Below are 24,909 nucleotides of genomic sequence, written 5' to 3'. Positions count from 1 at the left end.
CTACCGTTCCGGATTTCGCGTCGCGCGTGGAATAGTGCGTCGTCGATGCGGTGTGGGTGCGAGTGGCCATGCCGTCGCGCCGCCGTCCCGCTCGTTGGTGTCGGCGGCGCGCGCCCCGCGTCCGGATACCGCATGCGTGGAGGAAGGTGCCACGCTCGTCGACCGCTTCCCGAACCAATGGAACACGATGATCGGCAGCACGATCGGCAGGAAATTGCGTCCGCTGAACAGATTCGGCGTACGCATGATCTCCATCAACGACACGTAGAGCACCGCGTGCGCGCAGCACCAGAACCCGTTGCCGCTGCGCCAGCCCGCATAGCTGCGGCCGACCATCCAGCCGAGCACGGCCGCGTCGAGCAGCCCGAACCAGCCCCACTCGTAGAAGTGGACGAAGATACCGGACGGATTGTTGAATTCCGGGTCTGCGTAGCTGTTCAGAAACAGGTTGAAGCTGTCGCTCGAATCGATCCACGGCCGGAACGTCTCGCCGATCACCGGAAAGCGCATCAACCAGTCGAACGTGAACATCGGATGGCCCTGCCCCCAGCCGAGCACGGCAAGCATCCCGGCGCCGTTGTTCAGCGACGTCGAATAGTACAGGCCGAGCCGTTCGAGCGCGAAGTCGAAGATGTTGTCGTAGATGTTGACGTAATAGGCTTCCCACGACCGGTTGTACTCGTTCGCGATAAACAGCGCGAACAACAGCGGGATCGCCGCGTACGGCCCAAGCGTGAGCAGCCGCGCATACCGGCCCTGCAGCCGGAACCGCACGACCATCAGCGCGAGCGGCATCACCATCTCGATCAACGCCAGGCGCTCCGCGAAGAGGAAACTGCGCAGCAGCGTCAGCACCGCGAGCACGGCCATGTAGATCTTGTAGCGGTTCAGGCCTTTCACCGGCGTTCGGAACACGTAGAAATAGAGTGCGACGAACGGCGACGTCGCCTGCGTGAACGAACTCAACCCGGTGACGCGGCCGATCTGCTGGAGCATGTCGTACGCGGTAGCCTGGCCATGCAGGAATTCGAGCAGCAGCGCCGGCCGCGCGATGACCCCGCTCATCATCACGAGATTGCCGAACAGCGCGAGCGCGAACAGGCAATCGAGCACGCGCGGCGGCACCTCGACGGGCGTTTCCGGCGGCCCGCGCCGCGTCCGCGCTTCGGTCGTCGCGAGCCACGCCGTCGCCGCCACCACCATCAGGAACAACGCGCCGGCAAATGCGTAGTAACCGTCGAAATAGATTCGTGCGATCGACTTCGGGTCGCCCAGCAGGCTGAGCGACAGCAATCCATACAACGGCAGGATGAACATCGGCACGAGCCGTGCCGGATCCTCCCACCAGTAGCCCGCATAACCGCCTGCGACACCGCGCACGCGCGCCATCCTGCGCGCCGTCGCCGCGCCCGGTCGCGGCCCGGCACCGCCTGCTCTCCGATTCATGACGCGCGTTCCGCCCGTTGCCGCGGTGCGATCATCCCCGTCAACCCTGCCTCGGCCTGATGCGTGTTCGCGCCCGTATAGCCGTAGTCGTACCGTCCCGGCGCGCCCTTGTAGTCGTTCAGGATCACGCCGCGCACATCGATATGCGCGTGTTCGAGCCGCCGCGCGCTTTCGTCGAGCTCCGTCAACGTCGTCACGCCGCTACGCGCGACGAGGAACACGGTGCCCGCGAGGCGGCCGAGCACCAGCGCATCGGCCACCGGCAGCAACGGCGGGCCGTCGAGCACGACCATGTCGTAGCGGGACGCGGCCTGCCCGATCAGTTCGGCGAGCGCGGGTTGCAGCAGCAGTTCGCCCGGATCGGGAACGACATGGCCCATCGCGATGAAATCGAGGCCCGGTGCGACTCCGCGCCTGATTGCCTCGTCGAGCGTGTGAGTGCCCGCCACCACGTCCGCCAGCCCCGGCGCGCGGCTATAGCGGAACCGGTCGTGCAGCGAACCCTTGCGCAGATCGGCATCGATCAACAGGACCCGCCGTTTCGCGGCGCCGACGAGCGATGCGATGTTCGCGGCGACGAACGACTTGCCGACGCCCGTCGTCGGCCCGGAGATCAGCACGACCGGATTCGATGCGGCCGGCATCGACAATTGCAGCGACGCGCGGAAACTGCGCAGGCTTTCGAGCGCGGCGTCCTGCACGTTGATCGGCGCCGTCGACATTCGAGGGCCGAGCCGGCCGCGCTTCGACCTCGGTTCCGCGGCCGCCGCGACAGCGCTGTGCGGGACCGTCGCGAACACGGGCAGCCCGGTCGCCCATTCGATTTCCTCCGCGTCGCCGATCGTGCCGACGACGCGCTGCCGGGCGATCACGATCGCCGCGCCCGCCAGCAGGCCGACCATCAGCAAGCCGACCACCGCGACCCCGCGATGCGGCCCGATCGGCTGCTCGGCGACCTTCGCCGTATCGACGATCCGCACCGTGCCCGTCTTGCTGGCGCGCGCGAGGACCATCTGCTGGCGTGTATTGAGCAGGTTCGTGTACAGCGCGGTGTCGACGGCCACGTCGCGCTGCAGTTGCAGCACGCCCTGCTCGACGGTCGGCAGTTGCTGGATCTGCTTGCGGGCCGTGTCGAGCGAGCGCTGCGCATCGGCGAGCTGCGCATCGACGGCCACGATGGCCGGATGCTTCGGCATGAAGCGCGTGAGCAGCTCCTCGCGACGCTGCTGCAGCGTCTGCACGCGCGTCTCGATGTCGACCGACTGTTGACGCAACGCCAGTGCCTCGTCGCTCGTATTGACCGTCCCGTGCGATGCACGGAATGCGTTGAAGCGGTTCTCCGCCGCTTCCAGTTGCGCCTTCAGTTGCGGCAACTGGCCGTCCATGTAACGGATCAGCTTGTCGGCCGCCTCGGATTTGCGTTGCGTGTTCTGCGCGAGGTACGCCTCTCCGATCGCGTTCAGCACACGGCTGTCGTGCACGGGATCGATGCCGTCGAGCGTCACGCCGATCATGTTCGACTGCTTGCCGCGCTCCGAAATCAGCGCGTTCTTCTGCAGCCACGTCGTCGCCTCCTCGTCGCTGTAGCGCGTCAGATCGAAGCGTGCGCCGGGCTGGCCGGCCACGTCGCGCACGAACACGTCGATCGGCCCCTGCGGCGTCTCGATGTGCAGCGGCTGGCCGATGCGGCCCCGCCATACCGGCCCTTTCCGACCGAAGAAGCCCGTGCGCTGCAGCGTGTAGGCGCCGTCGTCGCCGACGGTCAGCGCGAAGCGCTTGCCGAGCAGCCGCTTCGGCACGTCGAAGGTCGGCACGTCGATGCGCTCGGTGCCATACACGTAGCCGCCCGGCAACGGCGACGACAGCCCGTCGGCCGCGTTCACGAGCCGCCAGCCGATCAGCGGCAGGTAATGCGGCCGTGCGTCGAGGGCGAGGTTCGTGCTCTCGATCGCGCGATCGAGCACCGCGCGGGATTTGAGCACCTCGATCTCGGTCGATGCATCGGTCTTCAGATCGAACACCGACGACGGATCGCCGGGCGGCGACGTCTGCTTCGAATCGGTCTGGCTTTGCTCGACCTGGAACAGGATGTCGGAGCGGTAGACGGGGGCCGCGAACAGCGCATACAGGCCGCCCGCGAGCGCGCCGGCGAGCGCCGTGCACACGATCAGGCGCCGGCCGCCATACAGCATGCTCCAGTAGCGGCGCACCGGATAGGACGGCCGCGGAATGCGCCCGCTGGGCGGGTGAGGCAAGGTCGAAGTGTTCATGCAGCATCAGTCCCGTATGGCGCGACGCACGGTCGCGGTCACGAAATCCGCCTCGGGCATCACGGCGAAATGGCTTTCGCCGTCAGCGCACCTTGCGCGGACGACGGAATCAGCAGGTTCACGACGCGACTCCAGCGCACCAGCGACGACGCATCGACGAACACGACGTCGCGCCGCTCGAGCGGAAACTGGTCGGCGAGCGCGAACGACGCGGGCGAGCTGCCGTCGAGGTGGTACACGCGCGGGCGATTGTCGGGGCCGCGGCGCACGACGAACACCTGACGCGCGTCCGACGTGTACTGGCTCACGCCGCCCGTGTCGCCGAGCGCCTCGCCGAGGCTCATCCGGCCGTCGGTCAACGTCAGCGTCGCGGGCCGCGATACTTCGCCGAGCACGAATACCTTCGCGTCGCTCGCCGCGCGCACGCGTACGAGATCGCCGTCGCGCAGCAGGATGTTCGACGGATTCACGCCCGCCGCGATCAGTGCGGGCAGGCTCACGTTCACGGTCGTGTCGCCGCGCGTCACCGACACCTGCGAGCGATCCGCCGTCGGCGTGAAGCCACCCGCGCGGTCGATCGCCTCGGGCAGCGTCATCGGCATGTCGTTGACGATCTGCAAACCCGGCGTGCGCACTTCGCCGTCGAGATAGACGCGCTTGCTGCGGTAGCTCTGCACGCGCAGCGCGAGCTGCGGCTTGCGCACGTATTCGCCGAGCCGCTTCATCAGCAGCGCGCGCGCCTGTGCCTCGGTCAGTCCTGCCACGTGCACGAGGCCCGCATACGCGAACTGGACGTTGCCGGCCGCGTCGACCGTGTAGCCCGTCGCGACCGAGCTGGCGCCGACGCCGTCGCCGCCGCCGACCGTCTGCGTCGTCGGCAGGTTCAATTCGGGGTGGTCCCAGACGATGATGCTCAGCACGTCGCCGGGGCCGATCGTGTACGGCGTCGGCTTGCCGAACAACTGACGGATCTCCGCGTCGACGTTGGCCGGCCGCCCCGCATGGTGCTGTGCGACGAATGCCGGCGTGATCTCGATCAGATCCTCGCTCGACACGTTCTGCACGCCGTCGAGGCCGCCCGAGCCCGATGCGTCGGCGCTCACGCGCGCATTCGCGTCGCGCTCCGCCGGCGCGCGGTAAGTCATGCCGGGCGACAGCGCGCATGCGCTCAGCGCGCACGCGGCCGCCACGATCGCCATGCGCGACAGCCACGGCGCACGGCCGGCGCCGGCCCAGCATGGCCGCCGCGTGCCGCGCGTCGATTCCGGTTGCGTGGTGATTGACATGGTGTCCTTCCAAAACTGTGCGGTAACCCGCCGAACGCGGCGAATTCCGGCATTACGCTTGCCCAGCGCGGCTTGCATTGCAGTGCCGCACCACCCTCTTCACCGCACGTCACTCCCTGCGATTCGTCATGAACTTCTCTTCGTCGCTTGCGCCGTTCCTCTACATCGCGTCGGCCGGCTTCGTCTGTGCCGCCGGTGCGCAAACGCTGTCCGGCACACCGGCCGACACACCGCTCCTCGCATCGTCGACGCGCGTTGCGCCCGTGCCGCCACAACGCTCGGCGCAAGCCCCCGGCGCGGCTGCAATCGCCGAGCCAGCCGCGACCGCATCCGCGGCCGTGGCGCCCGCGCTCGCTCGTTCAGCCGCGAGCACCGCCGTCCAGCCCGACACGCGGGCCCGCATCACGTTGCGCCGGCCGCTCGTGCCGGCGAGACCGCATCGCCCGCAGGTGGCTAATGCGCCCACCGACGACGTATGGCGCAGCGACACGTTGTACGCATCGCCCTACGCGAAATCACCCTATGCGGAGCCGGGCGATCGGAACTGACACATCCGGCTGGTCGGGGCACAACCGTGCATGCATCGATAAGGGATTGGACACTACGGCGAGCCGCGCGTCTGTGAGCGACCCCACCGAACGTCGATCTTCATACGATGCCGGGATCGCGCCCCGCGGCGCCGACGCATGCGGCACGACGCGCATCACGGCCTGCCGACCGACACGTTTGCGTACGATCCCCCCGCCGCTTCGAGCGCGACAGGATCGGCGGCGTGCACGACCGGCCTCGTCAAGTCGCGACCGAGCGCCTGCAAGCACCGCTCGATCACGATATCCGTGCCGACCGCGCCGTATACCGCGTGATCGACCTGCGGCTCGAGGTGCAGCCGTACGTGACGCGAGCACCTGAACGCATGCTCGATCGCGCCGAAATGGCGGCGGACATCGTCGATGCCGGGATCGAGCGCGCCATAGACGAGCGTCGTCCGGACATCGCGTTGCGCAAGCACGTGCATCACGCCGCGTGGTGTGCCCACGCGCGGCTTCCAGCCGACGCGCCCGGCCGCCTCCTTCACCGGTACGCTGACCCGCGCGATCGCATTGGCGGCGACGGCCCGCACGATCGGCCGTAAATCGCGCCGTTCGCGCACGAGGCGTTTCCACTTCTGCCAGTCGCGTACCGACAGCCAGTAGCCGCGCACCGAGTTGTTCCGCTGCTTCTGCACCGCGTCCAGCGAGAGGCCGGCCGGCCACACGAAGCGCGCCAGGTTGATCGCGATCACGCCGCCGAGCGATGGCGTCTTCACGGCCGCATGCAATGCCGCATAGGCGCCGGAGCAGATGCCGGCCGCGACCACGTCCGGATGACCAAGCCCACGCAGCCAATCGGCGGCGGCCGCCACGTCGTCACTCGACCGCGCCGAATACACGACGGGAGACTGGTCGTCGGGCGCGGCGGCCCCGCTGTCGCCGACGCCGTTCACGTCGAGCCGCAACGTCGTGACGCCGGCGCGCGCGAGCGTCCGCGCGAGGCGCACGCTGAAGCGCCCTTCGCCGCTTCGCGGATTCGTCGACGTGTTCGCGATCACGAGCGCCGGCGCGACGGGATGCGCCGGCCCCGTATCGGCGGGACGGCACAGCACGCCGACCAACCGGTCCGGCCCGACCGCGACGACCTGCTCGGTCATGTCGATCATGTCGAGCGCCGCGGCCGATTCGCCGTTCCATGGCGGATCCGGCCGCCACGTCAGGTCGACGCCGGCGGCCGTGTGCGGCGCGCGTTCGACGATCCAGTTCGCGAGCGTGTCGATGGCCGCGAGCGGCAGACGCGAGCGTGTACCGTCCAGCATCGTCGTGGGCCATTCGCGGAACGGTTCGGTCGCCACGTTCACGCCCCGCGCGAGCAGCGCATCGCGCAACGCGGGCTCGTCCTGATCGGGCTGAATCAGCAGCATCGCGCGAGGCAGCGTCGGTGCGTCGCGCACGACGTCGCACAGATCGACCGCCTTCAATGCAGCGACGAAATCGTCGGGAAAGCGGTGCCCGAGCACGTTCATGCACGGCTCGTCGCGATGTGCGGCGCGAATCGCAGGCGACGTGATGTCGAGCCACTGGCGATGCACGAACGACAGCTCGCGAAGATAAGCGCGCCCGCGCACGACCGGCGCGAGCGCCACCATGGCGTCGACGCGCCGCGACGGGTGCTGCCCGTCGCCTGCGGCGGCCAGCATCGCGAACAGCGCACCCGCGCGGATGCCGACGAGCGTCAGCGACGCGACACCGACCTGGTCGCGCAGCAGATCGATCGCATCGTGAATGCTGCCGAGGGTGGCGGCGTGCCGATCGGCGTCACGATCGTCGCCCGCGGAATCGCCGGTGCACGGATAGTTGAATCGCAACACCGTGACGCCGTCGCGGGCAAGGCGCTCGGCGATCGCCCGCATGAGCTTGTGCGTCCACGATGCCTCGTGTCCCAACGATTCGCACAGGATCACCCCTTGTGTCGTCTGTCCTTCGTGCAGCCACCCCACGCAACTGCCGAACGTAATGGGCTTCAATCGGTACTCCTCGGATCGGTATTTTTATCGGACGCGGACACGCGTTCCGGCGGCTCCGCCGGAACGAGCGATTCCACGATCGTGCGACTGCTCGACGAATGCGCGGCAGCGGCCCGGCCGCGCCCCTGCGCGGTCCCCGTCCGGTTCCATGTGTTGTCCTGCTCCCCATGCCCGCGGGAGGTGACGTTGCGTGCCCGAGGCGTCATCGGACGGCTCGCACCGTGAACCAAAACAGTGCGCTCGATTAAAGCACCCGGTTCGAGCGTCCTTCGGTGCGCCAGCTTACAAATAGCTTCATCGCTATCGCGGTACGACGACGGGCGACGGCGCGCGGTGTCGGGATGCATGCCGCGCGTACGAACGGAATCCGCGAACGGTAGGCTCGCGAACAGAGTCGTCCCGTGCGGCCCGTATCATGGCCGCCATACGATGTGGCCATACCGGGCGACGCCGGACGCGCCACCCACCCATGCAACCGGGTCAGCGCCGACCGGATGCACGCGCGCACCGCGGCCCCATGCCGCCGCCCTGCGACACCCACGGCGCCGACCGAGCGAATGTCAAACCTCAAGAAGAATTTCCTGCTGCTGCTGACGTTGCAGATTTCGATGTACGCGGTGCCGCTCCTGATCGCACCGCTGCTGACGCACGCACTCGGGCCCGAAGGCTACGGGCAGCTCGCGTTCTCGCTCGCCGTCATTGCGTATCTCACCAACTGCACGAGCTACAGCTTCGACCTGACCGCCACGCCACGCATCGCGCTCGCGCGCGACAACCGCGCCGAACGCTCGCGCATCTTCTGGGCGACGCTGTACGCGCAGATCGGCATCGCGGTGATCTGTTTCATCGTGCTGGTCGGGCTGATCATGCTGGTCGGCCGCTTCGGCGAAGACCGCGATCTGTTGCTGATCGGCTTCGGGATGGTCGCCGGCGTGGCGTTCACGCCGGGCTGGTATTTCCAGGGAATGGAAAAGCTGCGCGCGCTCAGCGTGATCCTGTTCATCGGGCGCATCCTGAGCCTGCCGGCCATGTTCGCGCTCGTGCACAGCCCGGCGGACATCGACCGTGCGATGATCGTCAACGCGGCGGTGCCGACGCTGTCCGCGATCGCGCTGGCGGCCTATCTGTATTTCAACCGCGAAATCGACTTCGTGCGCGTCGGCGCGGCCGACATCGCCGAATCGCTGAAAGGCGGCTGGCAGGTGTTTCTCGCGTCGACGTCGATCGCGTTCTACGCGTCGACCAACACCGTGCTGCTCGGCTTCGTCTCGGGCAACGTCGCGGCCGGTTACTTCGCCGCAGGCGACAAGCTGATCCGCGCGGCGCTCAGCATGCTGCAGCCGCTGAAGGCCGCCACGTATCCGCGCATCAGCTACCTGATGCGGCACGCGCGCAACGACGCGTTCTCGTTCCTGCGCAAGCTGTTCGTCGTGCAGGTCGCGATGGTGCTCGGCATCTCGCTCGCGATCTTCTTCGGTGCGCCGCTCGCCGTGCGCATTCTCTATGGGCCTTCGTACGAACCGACGGTCCAGGTGCTGCGCTGGATGGCCTTCATTCCGTTCATGGCCGGCATGACGGACCTGTTCGGTGTGCAGACGATGCTGCCGCTCGGGATGAAGTCGGCATTCACGCGAATCCTGATGTCATCGGGTATTCTGAACATCGTGCTGGTACCCGTGCTCGCAAAGTACTTCGCCGAACTGGGCGCCGCCGTCGCCGTGCTGACAGCCGAGGCCGCGGTGGCCGCGGCACTCGCGACCGTCGTCTATCGCGCCGGAATTCCGATGCCCGGCAGTCCGGTCGCGCGACGCGGCTAGTGTCCTGTTCCGCTGATTCGCGAGCAAAGTCGATGCAGCTTTTCGAGGATGGAATCGGCTGACGCGGTCCAGACGAACGGTTTGCAGTTTTCGTTGTAGTGGGAAACGAATTGATCGATTCGCTTGACCAGTTGTTTGACCGAGCCGAACGAGCCTCTACGAATCGCCTTGTCGGTGATCAACGCAAAGAAGCGTTCGACCTGGTTGAGCCACGAACTGTAGGTGGGAATGAAATGCATATGCCAGCGGGGGCGTGCCGCCAGCCACGCCTTGACCTTCGGATGCTTGTGACTGCCGTAGTTGTCGACGATGCAGTGCACGTCGAGTTCGGCTGGCACGGCCTTGTCGATTTCGCGCAGAAACGACAGGAATTCCTGATGTCGATGGCGCGGCTTGCAGGTAGCGAGCACGGCGCCATTGAGGACATTCAGGGCGGCAAACAACGTCGTGGTGCCATGACGGACGTAGTCGTGAGTAACGCCTTCGACGTAGCCGAAACCCATCGGCAGCATGGGTTGTGTACGCTCGAGCGCCTGACATTGACTCTTCTCGTCCACGCACAGCACCAGCGCGTTCTCCGGTGGACTCAGATACAAGCCGACCACATCGCGCAGTTTCTCGATGAAGAACGGATCGGTCGAGAGCTTGAAGCTTTCACTTCGGTGCGGCTGCAGGCCCAGCAGTTTGAAGTAACGGTGCACGCTTGTCGGCGAGATGGCGGTTTCGGCGGCAATCGTGCGCACACTCCAATGAGTGGATCCATCTGCCGGCTTCGTGTGCAGGGTCTTGTGAATCAGTTGGGCCAACCGCTCGTCGTCGATGGTACGCGGCTTGCCGGGACGTACTTCATCGTAGAGTCCGTTGATTCGCTGCTCCAGAAACCGCAGACGCCACTTGCCCACCGTGGCACGCGTGAGTTGCAGGCGCTGCGCGATCGCGCTGTTGGGCTCGCCGTCCGCAGCCGCCAACACGATACGCGCCCGCGAGACCAGCGCAGCCGAAATCGAGCGAGAACGCGCGATCGACATCAGTTGCGAACGCTCGTCTTCGCTCAGCACCAGTTCCGCCTTCGGTCGTCCCATCGCCATGCTGACGTCTCCCGTTCCGTTGACGTCAACATGCTACGCGAAGATAGACCAGTTAACAACGGAACAGGACACTAGCACGCCGTCGGTGCTGCCCGGTTCCGCCCCGACGCGGCCGGCATCCGTCAGTGTTCCATTCGATGCTTGCGCAACCAACCGTATCGCGCGGGCACTCGCTTCCCGACCTCCCGCCCGTCGGAACGCTCGCGCGCAGGTACTTCTTACTCCGCCGCGCATGTCCCATCGGGAACGATGACCGCCTTTCCACCCCGCCGCGCGCCCCTACGAAATAAAGATCACACGTATCGGTAGAAACACCGATGCTGTAGTCAAACTACATTCATACCATTAGCCGCAGCAGAGAACCGCTACATCCGATTCGACAGTGCCGGGCGGTCCGCGTCGCCGTCCGTCTGGTTCGATCGGGGCCCAACCGGCCGTAACGATTCCCCGCCCGGCCTGGCATGCCGACGCGCATCCACCCTGCTTCGCCAGCCGAATGCGTCCGGTGCGAATCCACCGGACGTACGCAGCTCCAGACATCATCCGAACAACCGGCAATACGATCATGGAGAACAACATGCGGGACACCCTCTGGCCGGCCGTCGTGCTGGCAGCGACCCTCTGCACCACCGCCTACGCCGGCGACGCCGATTTCAATGCGCAGGGCGACGCGATCGACACGTTCGCATCGGCCGCCGCGCAACGGCGCGCCGACCTGCTCGTGCGCAAGATGACGCTCGACGAGAAACTCCAGTTCATTCATTCGCAATACGAAATGTCCAAGGTGCCGGGCGGCGGCGCCGGCTACATCCAGGGCGTGCCGCGGCTCGGCATTCCCGATCTCAACATGGTCGATTCGGCGACCGGCTCCGGCAGCACGTCGCAGGCCAGCACGACGTTCCCGGCCACGATCGCGGTCGCCGCGAGCTGGGATCGACGGCTGTCGTACGACTACGGCAAGCAGGTCGCGATCCAGTTGCGTGCGCAAGGATTCGGCATGGGCCTCGCCGGCGGCACCAATCTCGCGCGCGAGCCGCGCGGCGGCCGCCTGTTCGAGTATCTCGGCGAGGATCCGCTGCTCGCCGGCGACCTGCTCGCCGAACGCACGCTTGCCACGCAGCGGCAGAAAGTCATCGCCACGATCAAGCACTACGCGGGCAACGAGCAGGAGCACGGCCGGATGGGCGGCAATACGCAGATCGACGAACGCACGCTGCGCGAGCTGTACCTGCTGCCGTTCGAGATCGCCGCGAAGCGCGGCCGGCCCGGCAGCGTGATGTGCAGCTACAACCGCCTGAACGGCACCTATGCGTGCGAGAACCCGCACCTGCTGAACGACGTGCTGAAGAACGAATGGGGCTTCCAGGGCCAGGTGCAGTCCGACTGGGGCGCCACGCACAGCACCGCCGCCGCGATCAATGCCGGGCTGGACGAGGAAGAAGACGTCGGGCCGAGCGTGTACCTGACGCCGGCGGCCGTCAAGCAGGCGATCGCGAACGGCTCGGTGTCGACCGCGCGCCTCGACGACATGGTGCGCCGCAAGCTCGCCGTGATGATCCGCGTCGGCGTGATGGACGATCCGGCCCAGGGCGGCGGCACGATCGATTTCGCGGCCGGGAACCGGTTCGCGCAGGCGGCGGCCGAGCAATCGATCGTTCTGCTGAAGAACGACGGCAACCAGTTGCCGCTCGTCGCGTCGGCGCTGTCGCGTATCGCCGTGATCGGCGGCCATGCGGATGCGGCCGTGCTGTCCGGCGGCGGCTCGGGCAATACGCGCGATCCGGTATCGGGTTCGTTCGCCGGTTGCGGCGGCCTGACGTTCGGGTCGTCGACCGGGTGCAGCTGGTGGCGCAATCCGTGGCTCAAGGTCGACGTGCCGATCGTCGCGGCGATTCGCGCGCTGGCGCCGGCCGCACAGGTCACGTATGCGGGCAACAGCGACCAGCAGTCGCCGTTCCGCGCGTACACGCAGCAGGAAATCGATCAGGCCGCGGCGCTCGCGGGCCGCTCGGATGTCGCGATCGTCGTGGTCGCGCAGCCGGCCGGCGAGGATTTCGGCGAGCTGCAGAGCCTGAGCCTCGCGAACCCGTCGAACCAGGATGCGCTCGTCGAAGCCGTCGCGCGCGCGAATCCGCATACGATCGTCGTCGTCCAGAGCGGCAACCCGGTGCTGATGCCGTGGAAGGACAACGTGTCGGCCATCGTCGAGGCGTGGTATCCGGGCGAGGCCGGCGGCAAGGCGATCGCGAACGTGCTGTTCGGTGCGGTCAATCCGTCCGGCAAGCTGCCCGTGACATTCCCGGCGCGCGATCAGGATTCGCCGACGTGGGGGCAAAACGGCGCGTTCGAGACCGACCCGGTGTACGCGGAAAAGCTGAACATGGGCTACCGCTGGTATGACGCGCGCAACATCAAGCCGATGTTCGAGTTCGGCTACGGCCTGTCGTATACGCACTTCACGTATTCGGGCCTGTCGGTGTCGAAGCAATGGGACGGCTCGCTGAGCGTCGCGTTTACCGTGCGCAACGACGGGCGCGTCGCCGGCGCCGAAATACCGCAGGTCTATCTCGGCGTGCCGTACAAGGACGAGCCGCCGAAGCGGCTGGTCGGCTGGGACAAGATCCGGCTGAATCCGGGCGAGGCCCGGCGCGTGCGCGTGACCGTGTCGCCGCGGATGCAGAGCGTGTGGGATACGTCGCGCAACGGCTGGCGGGTCGTCCCGGGCGGAACCGTGTATGTCGGCGCGTCGTCGCGCGATATCCGCTTGCAGAGCCATTGAACGAGCGACGATGAAGCGACCGGGGGCGCCGTGCATCATGCGTGCGGCGCTCCCGCGCAACCCCTCGGCGCGCTGAAGCGCCTTACCTGACCAGCAGCGCCAGCACCGTCGCAAGCGCCGCAATCGCGGCGATGCCTGCCACCACACCCGCCAGATGCGCGGCAATCACCACGCCGGTCGGCAATCGCGACGCGATGCCGGCCATCACGCGCCGCCCGCTTCCAGCGTGTCGAGCAACGGCGTCGCCAGATGCAGGACCTGGTACACCGTGCCCGCGCCGCCGTCGTCCGGCTCATGTTCCGTCACGAGCGCACGCGTGAGCCGCCAGCACAGCGGATCGAGACTGACGGCCGCCGCGACCACACCCTGCCGAGCCGCCGCTTCGCGATTGCGTGCGATCTCCCGCGCCAATGCCGCATCGAGATCGGCGTCCGCCGGAATCTCGATGGTTTCGAGACGCGCGAAACGTCCCGCCGACGCACTGCCCTTGCGTGCATCGAGCGCAACCCGCGTATCGATCGGCGCGCGGCCGAAGCTGTCCGTCACGACCCGATAGCGGCCGTCCGTCACGAACCGCGCGAACGCCTGTTCGTTGCGCCACAGATAAAACGATGCGTAGCCGTTTTCCGTCGCGCCGTGGCGGCCGGCCTCGCGCAGCAGGAAGCCCTTGAACAGCAGGTCCGGCGTGTCGTCCCACAGCCTGCCGCGCTCGCGCACGCGATGGCGGATGATGTCGAGGTCGTAATCCGCCGGCAGGCGGTGCACGTAGTACGCGGTCAGCATGATCGACTCCTGGCGAAAGAAACGGACGGTATTCCGGACGACATGGAGCCAGCGTAAAAGACCTTGAATCATTTAAAAAGTAGATGGCAGAATATTTCAATGATTCGATTCTGAAATGAAGAAGGGTGCGATGAAAACGCTCGACATCGAAGCCGTGCAGGCATTTGTGCTGACCGCCGACCTCAGGAGCTTCACGCGGGCCGCGCAAGCGCTGGACACGACGCAGTCGGCGGTGAGCCTGAAGATCAAGCGGCTGGAAGACGGGCTGGGCCGCCGCCTGCTGGAACGCACGCCGCGGCAGGTTCGCCTGTCGGCCGACGGCACCGCGTTCCTGGAACCGGCGCGCGAACTGGTGGCCGCTCACCATGGTGCGATCAGCGCGTTCGGCACGAGCCAGCGACGGCTCGTGATCGGCGTCAGCCACCATGTCGTCGGCGCCGATCTCCCGATGCTGCTGCGGCGGATGAGCGAAGCGGAGCCGGCGCTCGTGCTGGAGATTCGCGTCGCCACGTCGCGTGACGTGCTCGATGCGTTCGATCGCGGCCAGCTCGATGCGGCCGTCGCATTGCAGCACGACAGCCGGCGGCTCGACGGCGAAACGATCCTGTCGGAGTCGTTCGGCTGGATGGCGGCGGCCGATTTCGAGTACCATCCGCCGCAACCGCTGCGGCTCGCCACGCAGGCCGAACCGTGCAGCGTGCGCCGCATGGCGGTCGGCGCACTGGACGAAGCCGGCGTCGCGTGGACGGAAGTCTTTGTCGGCGGCGGCGTGGCGACGATCGGCGCGGCGGTGTCCGCGGGCCTGGCCGTCGCGGCGCTCGGGCATCGCGTCGCGCCCGCCGGCACCGTCGACGTGGGGATGCGCTACGGGCTCCCGCCGTTGCCGACGCGCGACGTGGTGCTCTACTCGAGCCTGACCGATGCGCGTGCCCGGCAGGCGCTGCGCACGCTGGCCGCGGCGCTGCGCTCGTCGATCGGCGTACGTTGATGCCGCGCGTCACCGAAATGCTTCGGCGCGCGCCACGGTAAAATTCCGTCTTCGCCCTCCGCTCATGCAGACGATATCCGTCCGCAGGCCAACGCCAAACGCATCGACCAGCCATCATCGCCTTGATTTCCCTACACTTTCCGCGTCGCGACGCATGAGTTACTCGCTCGCCACCTCTTACGTCCGCGAACTCGAAATCCGCAAGAGCCGTTTCATCGCGTACGCGGTTCCCGTCGACGACCGCGATGCCGCGATGCAGGTACTGCAACGCCTGCGCGACGAGCATCCGGCGGCCACCCACGTGTGCTGGGCGCTGCTGGCCGGCGGCCAGTCGGGCATGTCGGACGACGGCGAGCCGTCCGGCACGGCGGGCCGGCCGATCCTCGAAGTGCTGCGCCATCACGATCTCGACGGCGTGCTCGGCGCGGTCGTGCGTTACTACGGCGGCGTGAAACTCGGCGCGGGCGGGCTGGTGCGTGCGTACACCGATGCGATCGCATCGGCGCTGCTCGATGCCGAACGCGTCGAGCGCATTCGCCACACGCGGCTCGCGATCGAGATCGGCTACCCGGAAGAGGCGCGCGTGCGCCGCTGGATCGAACAGGCCGGCTACGATCTGGTGGACAGCGCTTACGGGATGACGGTGAAGCTCGTGATCAAGCTGCCGGAAACGGCCGAGGCGGCAGCAAAATCCGAACTGTTCGACCTGACGCAAGGACGCTCGGGCTTCCCCGCACTGTAAGGCGGACAGATTCCCGTGAAAAATCGGATACGTCCGATAGAAAACCCGCGCGCTGAAACTTAATCTTCCGGTGTTGCCCGCCATGCGTTCTGCCAACGTCTGGTCGGGCGTGCAGACATGCGGCACATCGCACCTCTGCCAATCATCAGAATTCAGCTACGGGGATATCGGACGCATGCAACTGCAAAAACTGCAGGCCCAGCTCGCGGAACTGGATCGGCGCATCCGGGCCGCGCGCCGCCGCGAACGCCAAGCGGCACTGATGCAGGTACGCCAGATCGTGACGGATCATGCGCTGACCGCGCGGGAGGTCTTCGGGCAGGGTTACAGCGGTCGCGCGAAGCTGTTCACCATCGGCGCGAAATATCGCGATCCGGCGACGGGCGCCACCTGGAGCGGACGCGGTCGCACGCCCGCCTGGATCGCCGGCCGCGACCGCGCCGCGTTCCTGATCCGGGAGTAACGCGCGCCGCGCGGCACGGCGCGCCTCCGTGGCCGATCCAGCCGCCCCGAACCGCTCAATAGACGTCCGGCACGATCATGTGGTCCGGCACCGGCCGGCGGATGTAATCCTCGTGATGCTCGCGCTGCGGCAGATCGATCGTCGGGCGCGGCACCTCGTGATACGGCACCTGGCCGAGCAGATGGTGAATGCAATTCAGCCGCGCGCGCTTCTTGTCGACGGCCTGCACGACCCACCACGGCGCCTCCGGAATATGCGTGCGCTGCAGCATCTCTTCCTTCGCGGCCGTATAAGCCTCCCAGCGGCGGCGGCTTTCGAGATCCATCGGGCTCAGCTTCCACTGCTTCAGCGGATCCTCGATCCGGCTCTGGAAGCGCATCTCCTGTTCGCGATCGGTGATCGAGAACCAGTACTTGACGATCTGGATCCCGCTGCGCACGAGCATCTTCTCGAACTCCGGCACCGACCGGAAAAATTCCTCGTACTCGTCGTCGGTGCAGAAATTCATCACGCGCTCGACGCCCGCGCGGTTGTACCAGCTGCGGTCGAACAGCACGATCTCGCCGCCTGCCGGCAGATGCGCAACATAGCGCTGGAAGTACCATTGCGTGCGCTCGCGGTTGTTCGGCGCCGGCAGCGCGGCGACGCGGCACACGCGCGGGTTCAGGCGCTGCGTGATGCGCTTGATCGCACCGCCCTTGCCGGCCGCGTCACGCCCCTCGAAAATCACGACGAGCCGGTGCCCGGTTTCCACGACCCAGTCCTGCAGTTTCACGAGCTCGCCTTGCAAGCGGAACAGCTCGCGGAAATATTCCTTGCGCGCTTCGCGACGCTCGGGCGAGAACAACAGGTCTTCACCGTTGTCGAAGCGGCGATCGTCGAGCTCCATCTCGAGCTCTTCGTCGTACGCGTCGACGAGATCCTCTTCGAAACGGCGCTGGCGCGCTTCCATCGAGTTCGTATCGGCGCGGTTGTCCTCGGTCTCGCGGGTATCCTTGTCGCCCATGGGGCCTCCTTCCATCGTTGACGCAGCCAAACTCGGCCATTATCCCAGCGTCGCGCGTCAAATTCATGAAAATGGGGGCAACCGCGGATCGCGGGCTTCATCCGAACGACCGGCCAAAAAAATCGGCAGCCGGGTCGACACACCGGCTGCCGAACGGCGTACGCGGCCGCTTTCGCCGACGCGCACGCATCGCTTCACGTCAACGTCACCTCAACGAATGATCCGCGTCACGCCCCGCCCGCGCGGATCGGCCATCGCTTCCGGCGTCTTGCCGTCGATCTTGATGACCTGGATGTCGCCGCTGAAATCCTGCCCCTTCAGCGTATAGCCGCGCGCCTCGATCTGCTTCGCGAGTTCGCCTTCGATCGGGTGGTACGGTTCCCAGAAGATCGTGTTCGGCGGCAGCAGTTGGTGATGGAATCGCATCGCGCCGACCGCTTCCTTCAACGGCATCTTGAAGTCGTAGATGTTGTTGATCACCTGGAAGATCGACGTGAAGATGCGCGAGCCGCCCGGCGTGCCGATCACGAGCGACACCTTGCCGTCCTTCGTCATGATCGTCGGCGACATCGACGATAGCGGACGCTTCCTCGGTTCGATCGCGTTCGCGTCGCTGCCGACCACGCCGAACATGTTCGCGACGCCCGGCTTCGCGGAGAAGTCGTCCATCTCGTCGTTCAGCACGATGCCCGTGCCGTCGGCGATCACGCCCGAGCCGAAATAGCCGTTGATCGTGTACGTGTTCGACACCGCGTTGCCCCATTTGTCGACCACCGAGAAGTGCGTCGTTTCGGCCTTCTCCGGCATCGTCGTGCCGAGGCCCGGCTGCACGCTCTTGGTATCCGACGGCTCCTTCGGGTTGACTTCGGCCGCGCGCTTCGCGATGTATGCGTCGTCGGTCAACTGCGCGATCGGCACCTTGTAGAAGTCGGGATCGCCGAGATACTGCGCCCGGTCGGCGAACACGCGCTTCTCGATTTCCGCGACGAGATGGATGTACTGCGGCGAGTTGAGCTTCACGCCCTCGAAGTCCTGCTTGAGATCGGCCTTCATCTTCAGCAACTGCACGAGGCCGATGCCGCCGGAACTCGGGGGCGGCGCGGTGATCACGTCGTAGCCGTTCCACTTCGCCTGCACCGGCTGGCGCCACACCGCGCGGTACTGCGCGAGATCCTCGGTCGTGATCAGCCCGTTGCCGTCGCCGGTCTTCATCGACGCGGCGATCAGCTCGGCCGTCTTGCCCTTGTAGAAACCTTCCGCGCCGCCGTCCGCGATGCGCGTCAGCACGTCGGCGAGATCGGGCTGCTTGAAGTTCGCGCCGGCCTTCAGCCCGGAGAAGTACTTGTCGAAATTGGTCTTGCCGCCGAATTCCTTCGACGCGTCGACGCCGCGCTGCGCGAGCTGCTCATCGACGACGAAGCCGTCGCGCGCATAGTGGATCGCCGGCGCGAGCACCTGCTTCCACTTCAGCTTGCCGAAGCGCTTCTGCGCTTCCCACATGCCCGCCACCGTGCCCGGCACGCCGACCGCGCGCGGGCCGTACAGGCTCATGCCCTTGACGACGTTGCCGTCCTTGTCGAGGTACATGTCCTTCGTCGCGGCGAGCGGCGCGCGCTCGCGGTAATCGATGAAGTACGGCTTGCCGTCCTTGTAGATCGTCATGAAGCCGCCGCCGCCGATGTTGCCGGCTTCCGGGTACGTGACCGCGAGCGTGAACGCAATCGCGACGGCCGCGTCGATCGCATTGCCGCCCTCCTTGAAGATTCGCTCCGCGGCATCCGCGCTGTACTTGTCGGCCACCGCCACCGCGGAGCTCGTCAGGACCGCGGGCTGCGGCCCTTTCGCGTAGGCCGGCGCATTCGGCAGGAAGCCGATGCCGGCCACCGTCGCCAACACGGCGGCGGATGATTTGAAGCGATTCAGCGTAGTCATTGCATGTCCCCCATGTGGATCTCCTTCAGGCAGGAAAAGCACCTGATCCGTGGATGGCCGCTGGCGCGCCGACGGCCATATGCCGGCTTCGTAGTATAGGGGGACAAAAAGGGTCGAACACGTGAGGTGCGACGAAAGCGTCGCCGATTGCGTGCGCGGGGTCACGTTGCGGCGCCGCGACGCGCCCGGGCATCGTCCGAGATCGTCCGCGACGCGCGCCAGCGCGCAACGAACAAAACCGAAAGTTGCGAACCGGGCGACCGGCCCCGCAGCGGGTGCGAAAAAATCTGCGAACCGGCCGCCCGCTGCACAGTTCGATCTGCGAAGATAGCGCCCCGCTTGCGCGCCGCATCATCGTTTCGTGCACGCGCCGCTTCACGTTTCTTCGTCTCGCTCCCTATGGCATCACACAATGCGCATCACGCATCCGGCTTCGCAGCCGGCGTCGCCGCCGCCATCCTCGTCGCGCAAACCGGCGCGACCGGCCCGTGGCACTCGGGCATGCTTGCCGCGTTCGCGGCGGGCGTCGCGGGCGGCACCGCGCCCGACTGGCTCGAAGTCGCCTGGTGGACCCGCAAGCGCCGGCTGTGGATCACGCATCGCACCATCACGCACTGGGGTATCGGGTGGATTGCGCTGCTCGCGCTCGGGTGGCACGGGCTCGTCCATCATCCGCATCCGACGTGGGCCGCGCCGCTGTTCGGCTTCGCCTGCGGTGGCGTGATGCATCTGCTCGCCGACTGGCCCAATCCGCTCGGCGTACCGTGGATCTGGCGGCGCCATTCGCTGAACCTGTGGAACAGCGGACATTGCGACCTGATCGTCGTGGCCGCCGCATGGGGCGGCACGCTGTGGCTCGCGCAGTCGCTGTGGTCGCGTGCGCCGCTGGTCCAACACTGGCTCGGCTGGATGCATCGCGTCTAGGGACGGTTCGCGCTGGTAACGCACGTTCCGTGTTTCGGAAAATTCAGCCGTGGGGCTCGCCCCCAAGTTGCAATTCGACACAATTCAGCGCGCGCTCGGCGTGCCGACGGGCACGCAACTTTCCGTCCATTGAAAGCGCGGTGCAGGCCCCCATCTGCATTGGAATCGTCGGCACGCATGCCCGGCACGCCCGCGCGGCGTCTGGCACACTGACGATTCGATTCGCGTGCGATGTGTCCGCACGCTCGCACCCTATTTCAACGCTCCGATGGACGTCACAGCTCCCCACCCCGCCGCCCGTGCGCTCGACGTGTTCCACCCGGCCGTCGCCGCGTGGTTCACGCGCACGTTCGCCGCGCCGACCGGCGCGCAGGCGCTCGCGTGGCCGCACATCAAGGCCGGCCGCTCGACGCTCGTCGCCGCGCCGACCGGCTCGGGCAAGACGCTCACCGCGTTCCTGTGCGCGCTCGACGAGCTGGTGCGCGATGCGCTCGCGCACGACGGCACGCTGCCCGACGCGACGCTGGTCGTCTACGTATCGCCGCTGAAGGCGCTGTCGAACGACATCCACGTGAACCTTGACGCGCCGCTCGCCGGCATCGCCGAATCGCTCGCGCAGCTCGGCCTGCCGGTGCCGGCGATCCGCACCGCGGTACGCACCGGCGACACGACGCAGGCCGAGCGCGCCGCGCTGCGCAAGCGCGCGCCGCACATCCTCGTCACGACACCCGAATCGCTGTACGTGCTGCTGTCGTCCACGTCGGGGCGGCAGATGCTGTCGAACGTGCGCTCGGTCATCGTCGACGAAATCCATGCGCTTGCGTCGTCCAAGCGCGGCAGCCATCTCGCGCTGTCGCTCGAGCGCCTCGACGCGCTGGTCGGCCGCGCGCTGCCGCGCATCGGGCTGTCGGCCACGCAAAAGCCGATCGACGCGGTCGCGCGCTTTCTCGTCGGCGGGCCGGCCGACGCGCCGCGCGACTGCGCGATCGTCGACACCGGCCACACGCGCGAGCGCGATCTCGCGCTCGAACTGCCGAACGTGCCGCTCGAACCGGTGATGGCGACCGACGTATGGGAACAGGTGTACGACCGCATCGCCGGGCTCGCGGCCGCGCATCGCACGACGCTGGTGTTCGTCAACACGCGCCGCACGGCCGAGCGCATGGCGCGCCATCTCGCCGACCGGCTCGGCAAGGACGCGATCGCCGCGCATCACGGCAGTCTCGCGAAGGAGCACCGCTTCGACGCCGAGCAGCGCCTGAAGCGCGGCGAACTGAAGCTGCTCGTCGCGACCGCGTCGCTCGAACTCGGCATCGACATCGGCGACGTCGATCTCGTCTGCCAGGTCGGCTCGCCGCGCGGCATCGCGCCGTTCCTGCAGCGCGTCGGCCGCTCGGGGCACCATGTCGGCGGCGTGCCGAAGGGGCGGCTCTTTCCGCTGTCGCGCGACGAGCTGGTGGAATGCGCGGCGTTGCTCGACTGCGTGCGACGCGGCGAACTCGATGCGCTGCGGATTCCGGAAGCGCCGCTCGACGTGCTCGCGCAGCAGATCGTCGCCGAAGTCGCGTGCACGGAGTGGCAGGAGGACGCGCTGTATGCGAGCTTCACGCGCGCCGCGCCGTATGCGCGGCTGACGCGCGAACGCTTCGACGAAGTGATGAAGATGCTCGCCGAGGGATTCACGAGCCGTCGCGGCGTGCGCGGCGCGTACCTGCACCGCGACGTGGTCGGCGGCACGGTGCGCGGCCGCCGCAACGCGATGATGACCGCGACCACCTCCGGCGGCACGATCCCCGACATGGCCGACTACGCGGTGCTGCTCGAACCGCAGGGCATCCAGGTCGGCACCGTCAACGAGGATTTCGCGGTCGAGAGCCTGGCCGGCGACGTGTTCCAGCTCGGCAATCAGTCGTACCGGATCATTCGCGTGGAAACGGGCCGCGTGCGCGTGGAGGACGCGCACGGTCAATCGCCGGGCATTCCGTTCTGGCTCGGCGAAGGACTCGGGCGCAGTGACGAGTTGTCGGCGGCGGTCGGCCGGCTGCGCGCGCGGCTCGACGCGCTGTTCGCCGAAGGCGACCGGCAGGCCGGCGCCGCCGGGCGCAAGCGCGCGGGCGGCAACACGGTGAGCAATGCGAAAGCGGAAGCCGACGCACAAGCCTCAACCGCCACCGCGCTCGCCCCCAGCGACAGCCGCCTCGCGCCCGCATTGCGCTGGCTCGTCGACGATCTCCGGCTGTCGCCCGACGCCGCGCGCCAGATCGCCGACTACCTCGCCCGCACCCGCGCCGCGCTCGGCGCATTGCCGACGCAGGACACGCTCGTGATGGAGCGCTTCTTCGACGAATCGGGCGGCACGCAGCTCGTGATCCATTCGCCGTTCGGCAGCCGGATCAACCGTGCCTGGGGGCTCGCGCTGCGCAAGCGCTTCTGCCGCAGCTTCAACTTCGAACTGCAGGCCGCCGCGACCGACGACGCGATCATCCTGTCGCTGTCGCTCGCGCACAGCTTCGCGCTCGACGAAGTGTGGCGCTACCTGCGTTCGGCCAGCGCCGAACACGTGCTGATCCAGGCGCTGCTCGACGCGCCGATGTTCGGCGTGCGCTGGCGCTGGAACGCGACCACCGCGCTCGCGCTGCCGCGCTTCACCGGCGGCCGGCGCACCGCGCCGCAACTGCAGCGGATGAAGAGCGACGACCTGCTCGCGACGGTGTTCCCCGATCAGGTCGCGTGCCTCGAGAACATCGTCGGCGAACGCGAGATTCCGCATCACCCGCTCGTCGACCAGACGCTCGACGATTGCCTGCACGACGCGATGGACACCGACGGCTGGCTCGCGCTGCTGCGCCGGATCGAAAGCGGCGCGATCGAGCTCGTCGCGCGCGACTTGCCCGCGCCGTCGCCGCTCGCGGCCGAGATCCTGAACGCGAAGCCCTACGCGTTCCTCGACGATGCGCCGCTCGAGGAACGCCGCACGCAGGCCGTGCAGTCGCGCCGCTGGAGCGATCCCGAATCGGCCGACGATCTCGGCGCGCTCGACGCCGACGCGATCGACGCGGTGCGCGACGAAGCGTGGCCGCTCGTGCGCGACGCCGACGAAATGCACGATGCACTGCTCACCCTCGCGTGCGTGGCCGACGGCGAGGCGCACGCGCACGCGGGCTGGCCCGAGCGACTCGCGGAACTCGCGGAACGCCGCCGCGCGACGAAACTCGCGACGCCGGGCGGTGCCGCGCTGTGGGTGCCGGTCGAGCGGCTCGTCTGCCTGCGCGCGCTGCATCCCGACGCCCGCGCGACACCCACGCTCAAAGTGCCGGCCGCGTGCGCGCAGCCGTGGGAGGCCGATGCGGCGCTCGTCGACGTGATCCGCGCGCGGCTCACCGGCTTCGGGCCGCTGACGCTCGATGCGATCGCCGCGCCGCTCGGCCTGCCGCCCGCGTCGATCGCGACGGCGCTCGCGGCGCTGGAGCGCGAAGGCTACGTGATGCGCGGCCGCTTCACGCCGGGCGCGACGACCGACGAATGGTGCGAACGCCACCTGCTCGCGCGCATTCATCGCTATACGGTGAAGCGGCTGCGCCGCGAGATCGAGCCGGTCGAACGCGCCGATTTCATGCGCTTCCTGTTCCACTGGCAACATCTGGCACCCGACACGCGCGGCGCCGGCCGCGACGCGCTGGCGGCCGTGGTCGAACAGCTCGAAGGCTACGAGGCGGCGGCGAGCGCGTGGGAAGACGCGCTGCTGCCCGCGCGGCTCACCGACTACACGGCGGGCGGCCTCGACGAGCTGTGCCGCTCGGGCAAGCTGGTGTGGACGCGCATCGGCGCGCCGGCGCGCGCGGCCGGCACGCCCGTGAAGACGACGCCGATCGTGCTGCTGCCGCGCCGCCATCTCTCTGCATGGCAGGCGCTGCGCGATCCCGATGCGCAACCGACGCTGTCCGCACGCGCCACGCAAGTGCGCGATGCGCTCGCCGCGCATGGCGCGATGTTCTTCGACGCGCTGCTCGACGACTTGCACATGCTGCCCGTCGAACTCGAACAGGCGCTCGGCGAACTCGTGTCGGCCGGCCTCGTGAATGCGGACAGCTACGCGGGCCTGCGCGCGCTGCTGAAGCCGGCCGTCAAGCGCAGCGCGACTTATGCGCCGCGCACGCGGCGCGGCGGCGCACTGATCGGCGGGATGGACGACGCGGGCCGCTGGGCGCTCGTGCAGCGTCATCCGCGGCCCGACGGCGACGCGCCCGCGGCGAAACGCGGCCTCGCCACGACCGATCCCGACGCGCTCGAACATATCGTATGGACGCTGCTGCGCCGCTACGGCGTCGTGTTCTGGCGATTGCTCGAACGCGAAGCCGACTGGCTGCCGAGCTGGCGCGAACTCGTGCGCGTGCTGCAGCGCCTCGAAGCACGCGGCGAGATTCGCGGCGGACGCTTCGTCGCCGGGCTCGCGGGCGAGCAATTCGCGCTGCCCGAGGCCATCCCGATTCTGCGCGAACTGCGGCGGCAACCGGGCGACGGACAGTACATCTGCGTGACGGGCGCCGATCCGCTGAATCTCGCCGGCACGTTGTTGCCCGGCGACAAGGTACCGGCGCTGGCCGGCAATCGCGTGCTGTTCCGCGACGGCGTGCCCGTCGCATCGCTGGTATCGGGTACGTTCCACTACGCGCCCGACCTGTCGCCCGCCGCGCGCGAGGAGGCGCGCTTGCGGCTCGCGCGTTCCTGCTGACATCGGCTGACACGCACGCGGCACCCGACTACTGATCGCCGCGCCGCGCGGGCACCCTCGTTCGGGTAGCATCGAACGATCGACCGCGCGAACTTC

17 protein-coding genes are annotated in these 24,909 nt (G+C 67.7%); 8 read left to right on the top strand and 9 right to left on the bottom strand.

Going from position 1 to position 24,909, the window contains the following annotated elements:
• From CFB35_RS21540 to CFB35_RS21530, 3 genes are read right to left on the bottom strand one after another with little or no spacing between them, the layout of a single operon-like run.
• A complete protein-coding gene (locus CFB35_RS21540) occupies positions 1–1,446 on the bottom strand; it encodes an oligosaccharide repeat unit polymerase (protein ID WP_226094183.1) in 1,446 nt (481 codons plus the stop codon).
• A complete protein-coding gene (locus tag CFB35_RS21535; protein ID WP_089465547.1) occupies positions 1,443–3,716 on the bottom strand; it encodes a polysaccharide biosynthesis tyrosine autokinase in 2,274 nt (757 codons plus the stop codon). Before CFB35_RS21535 ends, CFB35_RS21540 begins: the two co-directional genes overlap by 4 nt.
• 59 nt (positions 3,717–3,775) lie before the next feature.
• Complete coding sequence (locus CFB35_RS21530; RefSeq protein WP_059574648.1) at positions 3,776–5,002, bottom strand: polysaccharide biosynthesis/export family protein; 1,227 nt, start codon at positions 5,000–5,002, stop codon at positions 3,776–3,778.
• A 77-nt stretch (positions 5,003–5,079) separates the two neighbouring features.
• On the opposite strand from CFB35_RS21530, the gene CFB35_RS21525 reads away from it, so the two are divergent.
• Positions 5,080–5,550 carry a hypothetical protein gene (locus tag CFB35_RS21525; protein WP_226094182.1) on the top strand — a complete coding sequence of 157 codons (471 nt, stop codon included), beginning with the start codon at positions 5,080–5,082 and terminating at the stop codon, positions 5,548–5,550.
• 155 nt (positions 5,551–5,705) lie between these two features.
• On the opposite strand, the gene CFB35_RS21520 is transcribed toward CFB35_RS21525, so the two are convergent.
• Positions 5,706–7,559: a serine aminopeptidase domain-containing protein gene (locus tag CFB35_RS21520; protein ID WP_089465546.1), complete on the bottom strand. Its 1,854-nt coding sequence runs from the start codon at positions 7,557–7,559 to the stop codon at positions 5,706–5,708.
• 557 nt (positions 7,560–8,116) lie between these two features.
• On the opposite strand from CFB35_RS21520, the gene CFB35_RS21515 reads away from it, so the two are divergent.
• Positions 8,117–9,376 (top strand): oligosaccharide flippase family protein, encoded by a 1,260-nt coding sequence (locus tag CFB35_RS21515; protein WP_059574652.1) that lies wholly within the window; start codon positions 8,117–8,119, stop codon positions 9,374–9,376.
• Here CFB35_RS21515 and CFB35_RS21510 read toward each other — a convergent pair.
• Positions 9,373–10,464 carry an IS630 family transposase gene (locus tag CFB35_RS21510; RefSeq protein WP_059625722.1) on the bottom strand — a complete coding sequence of 364 codons (1,092 nt, stop codon included), beginning with the start codon at positions 10,462–10,464 and terminating at the stop codon, positions 9,373–9,375. The genes CFB35_RS21515 and CFB35_RS21510 overlap by 4 nt on opposite strands.
• 577 nt (positions 10,465–11,041) lie before the next feature.
• Between CFB35_RS21510 and CFB35_RS21505 the strand changes: the two genes are divergently transcribed.
• Positions 11,042–13,243 (top strand): glycoside hydrolase family 3 C-terminal domain-containing protein, encoded by a 2,202-nt coding sequence (locus CFB35_RS21505; RefSeq protein ID WP_059583055.1) that lies wholly within the window; start codon positions 11,042–11,044, stop codon positions 13,241–13,243.
• 82 nt (positions 13,244–13,325) lie between these two features.
• Here CFB35_RS21505 and CFB35_RS35415 read toward each other — a convergent pair whose 3' ends face one another.
• Positions 13,326–13,448, bottom strand: coding sequence for a hypothetical protein (locus CFB35_RS35415; RefSeq protein ID WP_256940225.1), 123 nt, complete (start codon positions 13,446–13,448; stop codon positions 13,326–13,328).
• The gene (locus tag CFB35_RS21500) at positions 13,448–14,026 is read right to left on the bottom strand and encodes a DUF4865 family protein (protein ID WP_179231772.1); all 579 of its coding nucleotides are present in this window, start codon (positions 14,024–14,026) and stop codon (positions 13,448–13,450) included. The genes CFB35_RS35415 and CFB35_RS21500 overlap by 1 nt, the downstream gene beginning before the upstream one ends.
• Before the next feature lie 130 nt (positions 14,027–14,156).
• Between CFB35_RS21500 and CFB35_RS21495 the strand changes: the two genes are divergently transcribed.
• From CFB35_RS21495 to CFB35_RS21485, 3 genes are all read left to right on the top strand, one after another.
• Complete coding sequence (locus tag CFB35_RS21495; RefSeq protein WP_059583057.1) at positions 14,157–15,014, top strand: LysR family transcriptional regulator; 858 nt, start codon at positions 14,157–14,159, stop codon at positions 15,012–15,014.
• A gap of 154 nt (positions 15,015–15,168) precedes the next feature.
• Entirely contained in the window at positions 15,169–15,756 is a 588-nt protein-coding gene (locus tag CFB35_RS21490) for a YigZ family protein (protein WP_059582223.1), read from the top strand.
• Positions 15,757–15,931: 175 nt separating this feature from the next.
• A complete protein-coding gene (locus tag CFB35_RS21485; protein WP_059582226.1) occupies positions 15,932–16,219 on the top strand; it encodes an H-NS family nucleoid-associated regulatory protein in 288 nt (95 codons plus the stop codon).
• Between the two features lie 55 nt (positions 16,220–16,274).
• Here the strand turns inward: CFB35_RS21485 and ppk2 are convergent, their stop codons facing one another.
• On the bottom strand, positions 16,275–17,225 hold the full coding sequence (ppk2, locus tag CFB35_RS21480; RefSeq protein WP_059582228.1) for a polyphosphate kinase 2: 951 nt from the start codon (positions 17,223–17,225) through the stop codon (positions 16,275–16,277).
• A 210-nt stretch (positions 17,226–17,435) separates the two neighbouring features.
• Positions 17,436–19,157 (bottom strand): gamma-glutamyltransferase, encoded by a 1,722-nt coding sequence (ggt, locus tag CFB35_RS21475; protein WP_059582231.1) that lies wholly within the window; start codon positions 19,155–19,157, stop codon positions 17,436–17,438.
• A 399-nt stretch (positions 19,158–19,556) separates the two neighbouring features.
• On the opposite strand from ggt, the gene CFB35_RS21470 reads away from it, so the two are divergent.
• Together CFB35_RS21470 and CFB35_RS21465 are read left to right on the top strand one after the other, a co-directional pair.
• Positions 19,557–20,081, top strand: coding sequence for a metal-dependent hydrolase (locus tag CFB35_RS21470; RefSeq protein ID WP_059582234.1), 525 nt, complete (start codon positions 19,557–19,559; stop codon positions 20,079–20,081).
• Positions 20,082–20,349: 268 nt separating this feature from the next.
• A complete protein-coding gene (locus CFB35_RS21465; protein ID WP_059582237.1) occupies positions 20,350–24,813 on the top strand; it encodes a DEAD/DEAH box helicase in 4,464 nt (1,487 codons plus the stop codon).
• Positions 24,814–24,909: the final 96 nt, after the last annotated feature.

The sequence above is a fragment of the Burkholderia sp. AU16482 genome (assembly GCF_002223285.1).
Lineage (GTDB): Bacteria > Pseudomonadota > Gammaproteobacteria > Burkholderiales > Burkholderiaceae > Burkholderia > Burkholderia semiarida.
Note: the sequence above shows the minus strand (reverse complement) of the source record. Positions and strands in the feature narration are given on the sequence as shown.

What these genes read in the sequence shown, in the direction of transcription:
- CFB35_RS21540 (WP_226094183.1), bottom strand. Translation starts at nt 1,446, where the DNA reads ATGAATCGGAGAGCAGGCGGTGCCGGGCCGCGACCGGGCGCGGCGACG.
- CFB35_RS21535 (WP_089465547.1), bottom strand. Translation starts at nt 3,716, where the DNA reads ATGAACACTTCGACCTTGCCTCACCCGCCCAGCGGGCGCATTCCGCGG.
- CFB35_RS21530 (WP_059574648.1), bottom strand. Translation starts at nt 5,002, where the DNA reads ATGTCAATCACCACGCAACCGGAATCGACGCGCGGCACGCGGCGGCCA.
- CFB35_RS21515 (WP_059574652.1), top strand. Translation starts at nt 8,117, where the DNA reads ATGTCAAACCTCAAGAAGAATTTCCTGCTGCTGCTGACGTTGCAGATT.
- CFB35_RS21510 (WP_059625722.1), bottom strand. Translation starts at nt 10,464, where the DNA reads ATGGCGATGGGACGACCGAAGGCGGAACTGGTGCTGAGCGAAGACGAG.
- CFB35_RS21505 (WP_059583055.1), top strand. Translation starts at nt 11,042, where the DNA reads ATGCGGGACACCCTCTGGCCGGCCGTCGTGCTGGCAGCGACCCTCTGC.
- CFB35_RS35415 (WP_256940225.1), bottom strand. Translation starts at nt 13,448, where the DNA reads ATGGCCGGCATCGCGTCGCGATTGCCGACCGGCGTGGTGATTGCCGCG.
- CFB35_RS21500 (WP_179231772.1), bottom strand. Translation starts at nt 14,026, where the DNA reads ATGCTGACCGCGTACTACGTGCACCGCCTGCCGGCGGATTACGACCTC.
- CFB35_RS21495 (WP_059583057.1), top strand. Translation starts at nt 14,157, where the DNA reads ATGAAAACGCTCGACATCGAAGCCGTGCAGGCATTTGTGCTGACCGCC.
- CFB35_RS21490 (WP_059582223.1), top strand. Translation starts at nt 15,169, where the DNA reads ATGAGTTACTCGCTCGCCACCTCTTACGTCCGCGAACTCGAAATCCGC.
- CFB35_RS21485 (WP_059582226.1), top strand. Translation starts at nt 15,932, where the DNA reads ATGCAACTGCAAAAACTGCAGGCCCAGCTCGCGGAACTGGATCGGCGC.
- ppk2 (WP_059582228.1), bottom strand. Translation starts at nt 17,225, where the DNA reads ATGGGCGACAAGGATACCCGCGAGACCGAGGACAACCGCGCCGATACG.
- ggt (WP_059582231.1), bottom strand. Translation starts at nt 19,157, where the DNA reads ATGACTACGCTGAATCGCTTCAAATCATCCGCCGCCGTGTTGGCGACG.
- CFB35_RS21470 (WP_059582234.1), top strand. Translation starts at nt 19,557, where the DNA reads ATGGCATCACACAATGCGCATCACGCATCCGGCTTCGCAGCCGGCGTC.
- CFB35_RS21465 (WP_059582237.1), top strand. Translation starts at nt 20,350, where the DNA reads ATGGACGTCACAGCTCCCCACCCCGCCGCCCGTGCGCTCGACGTGTTC.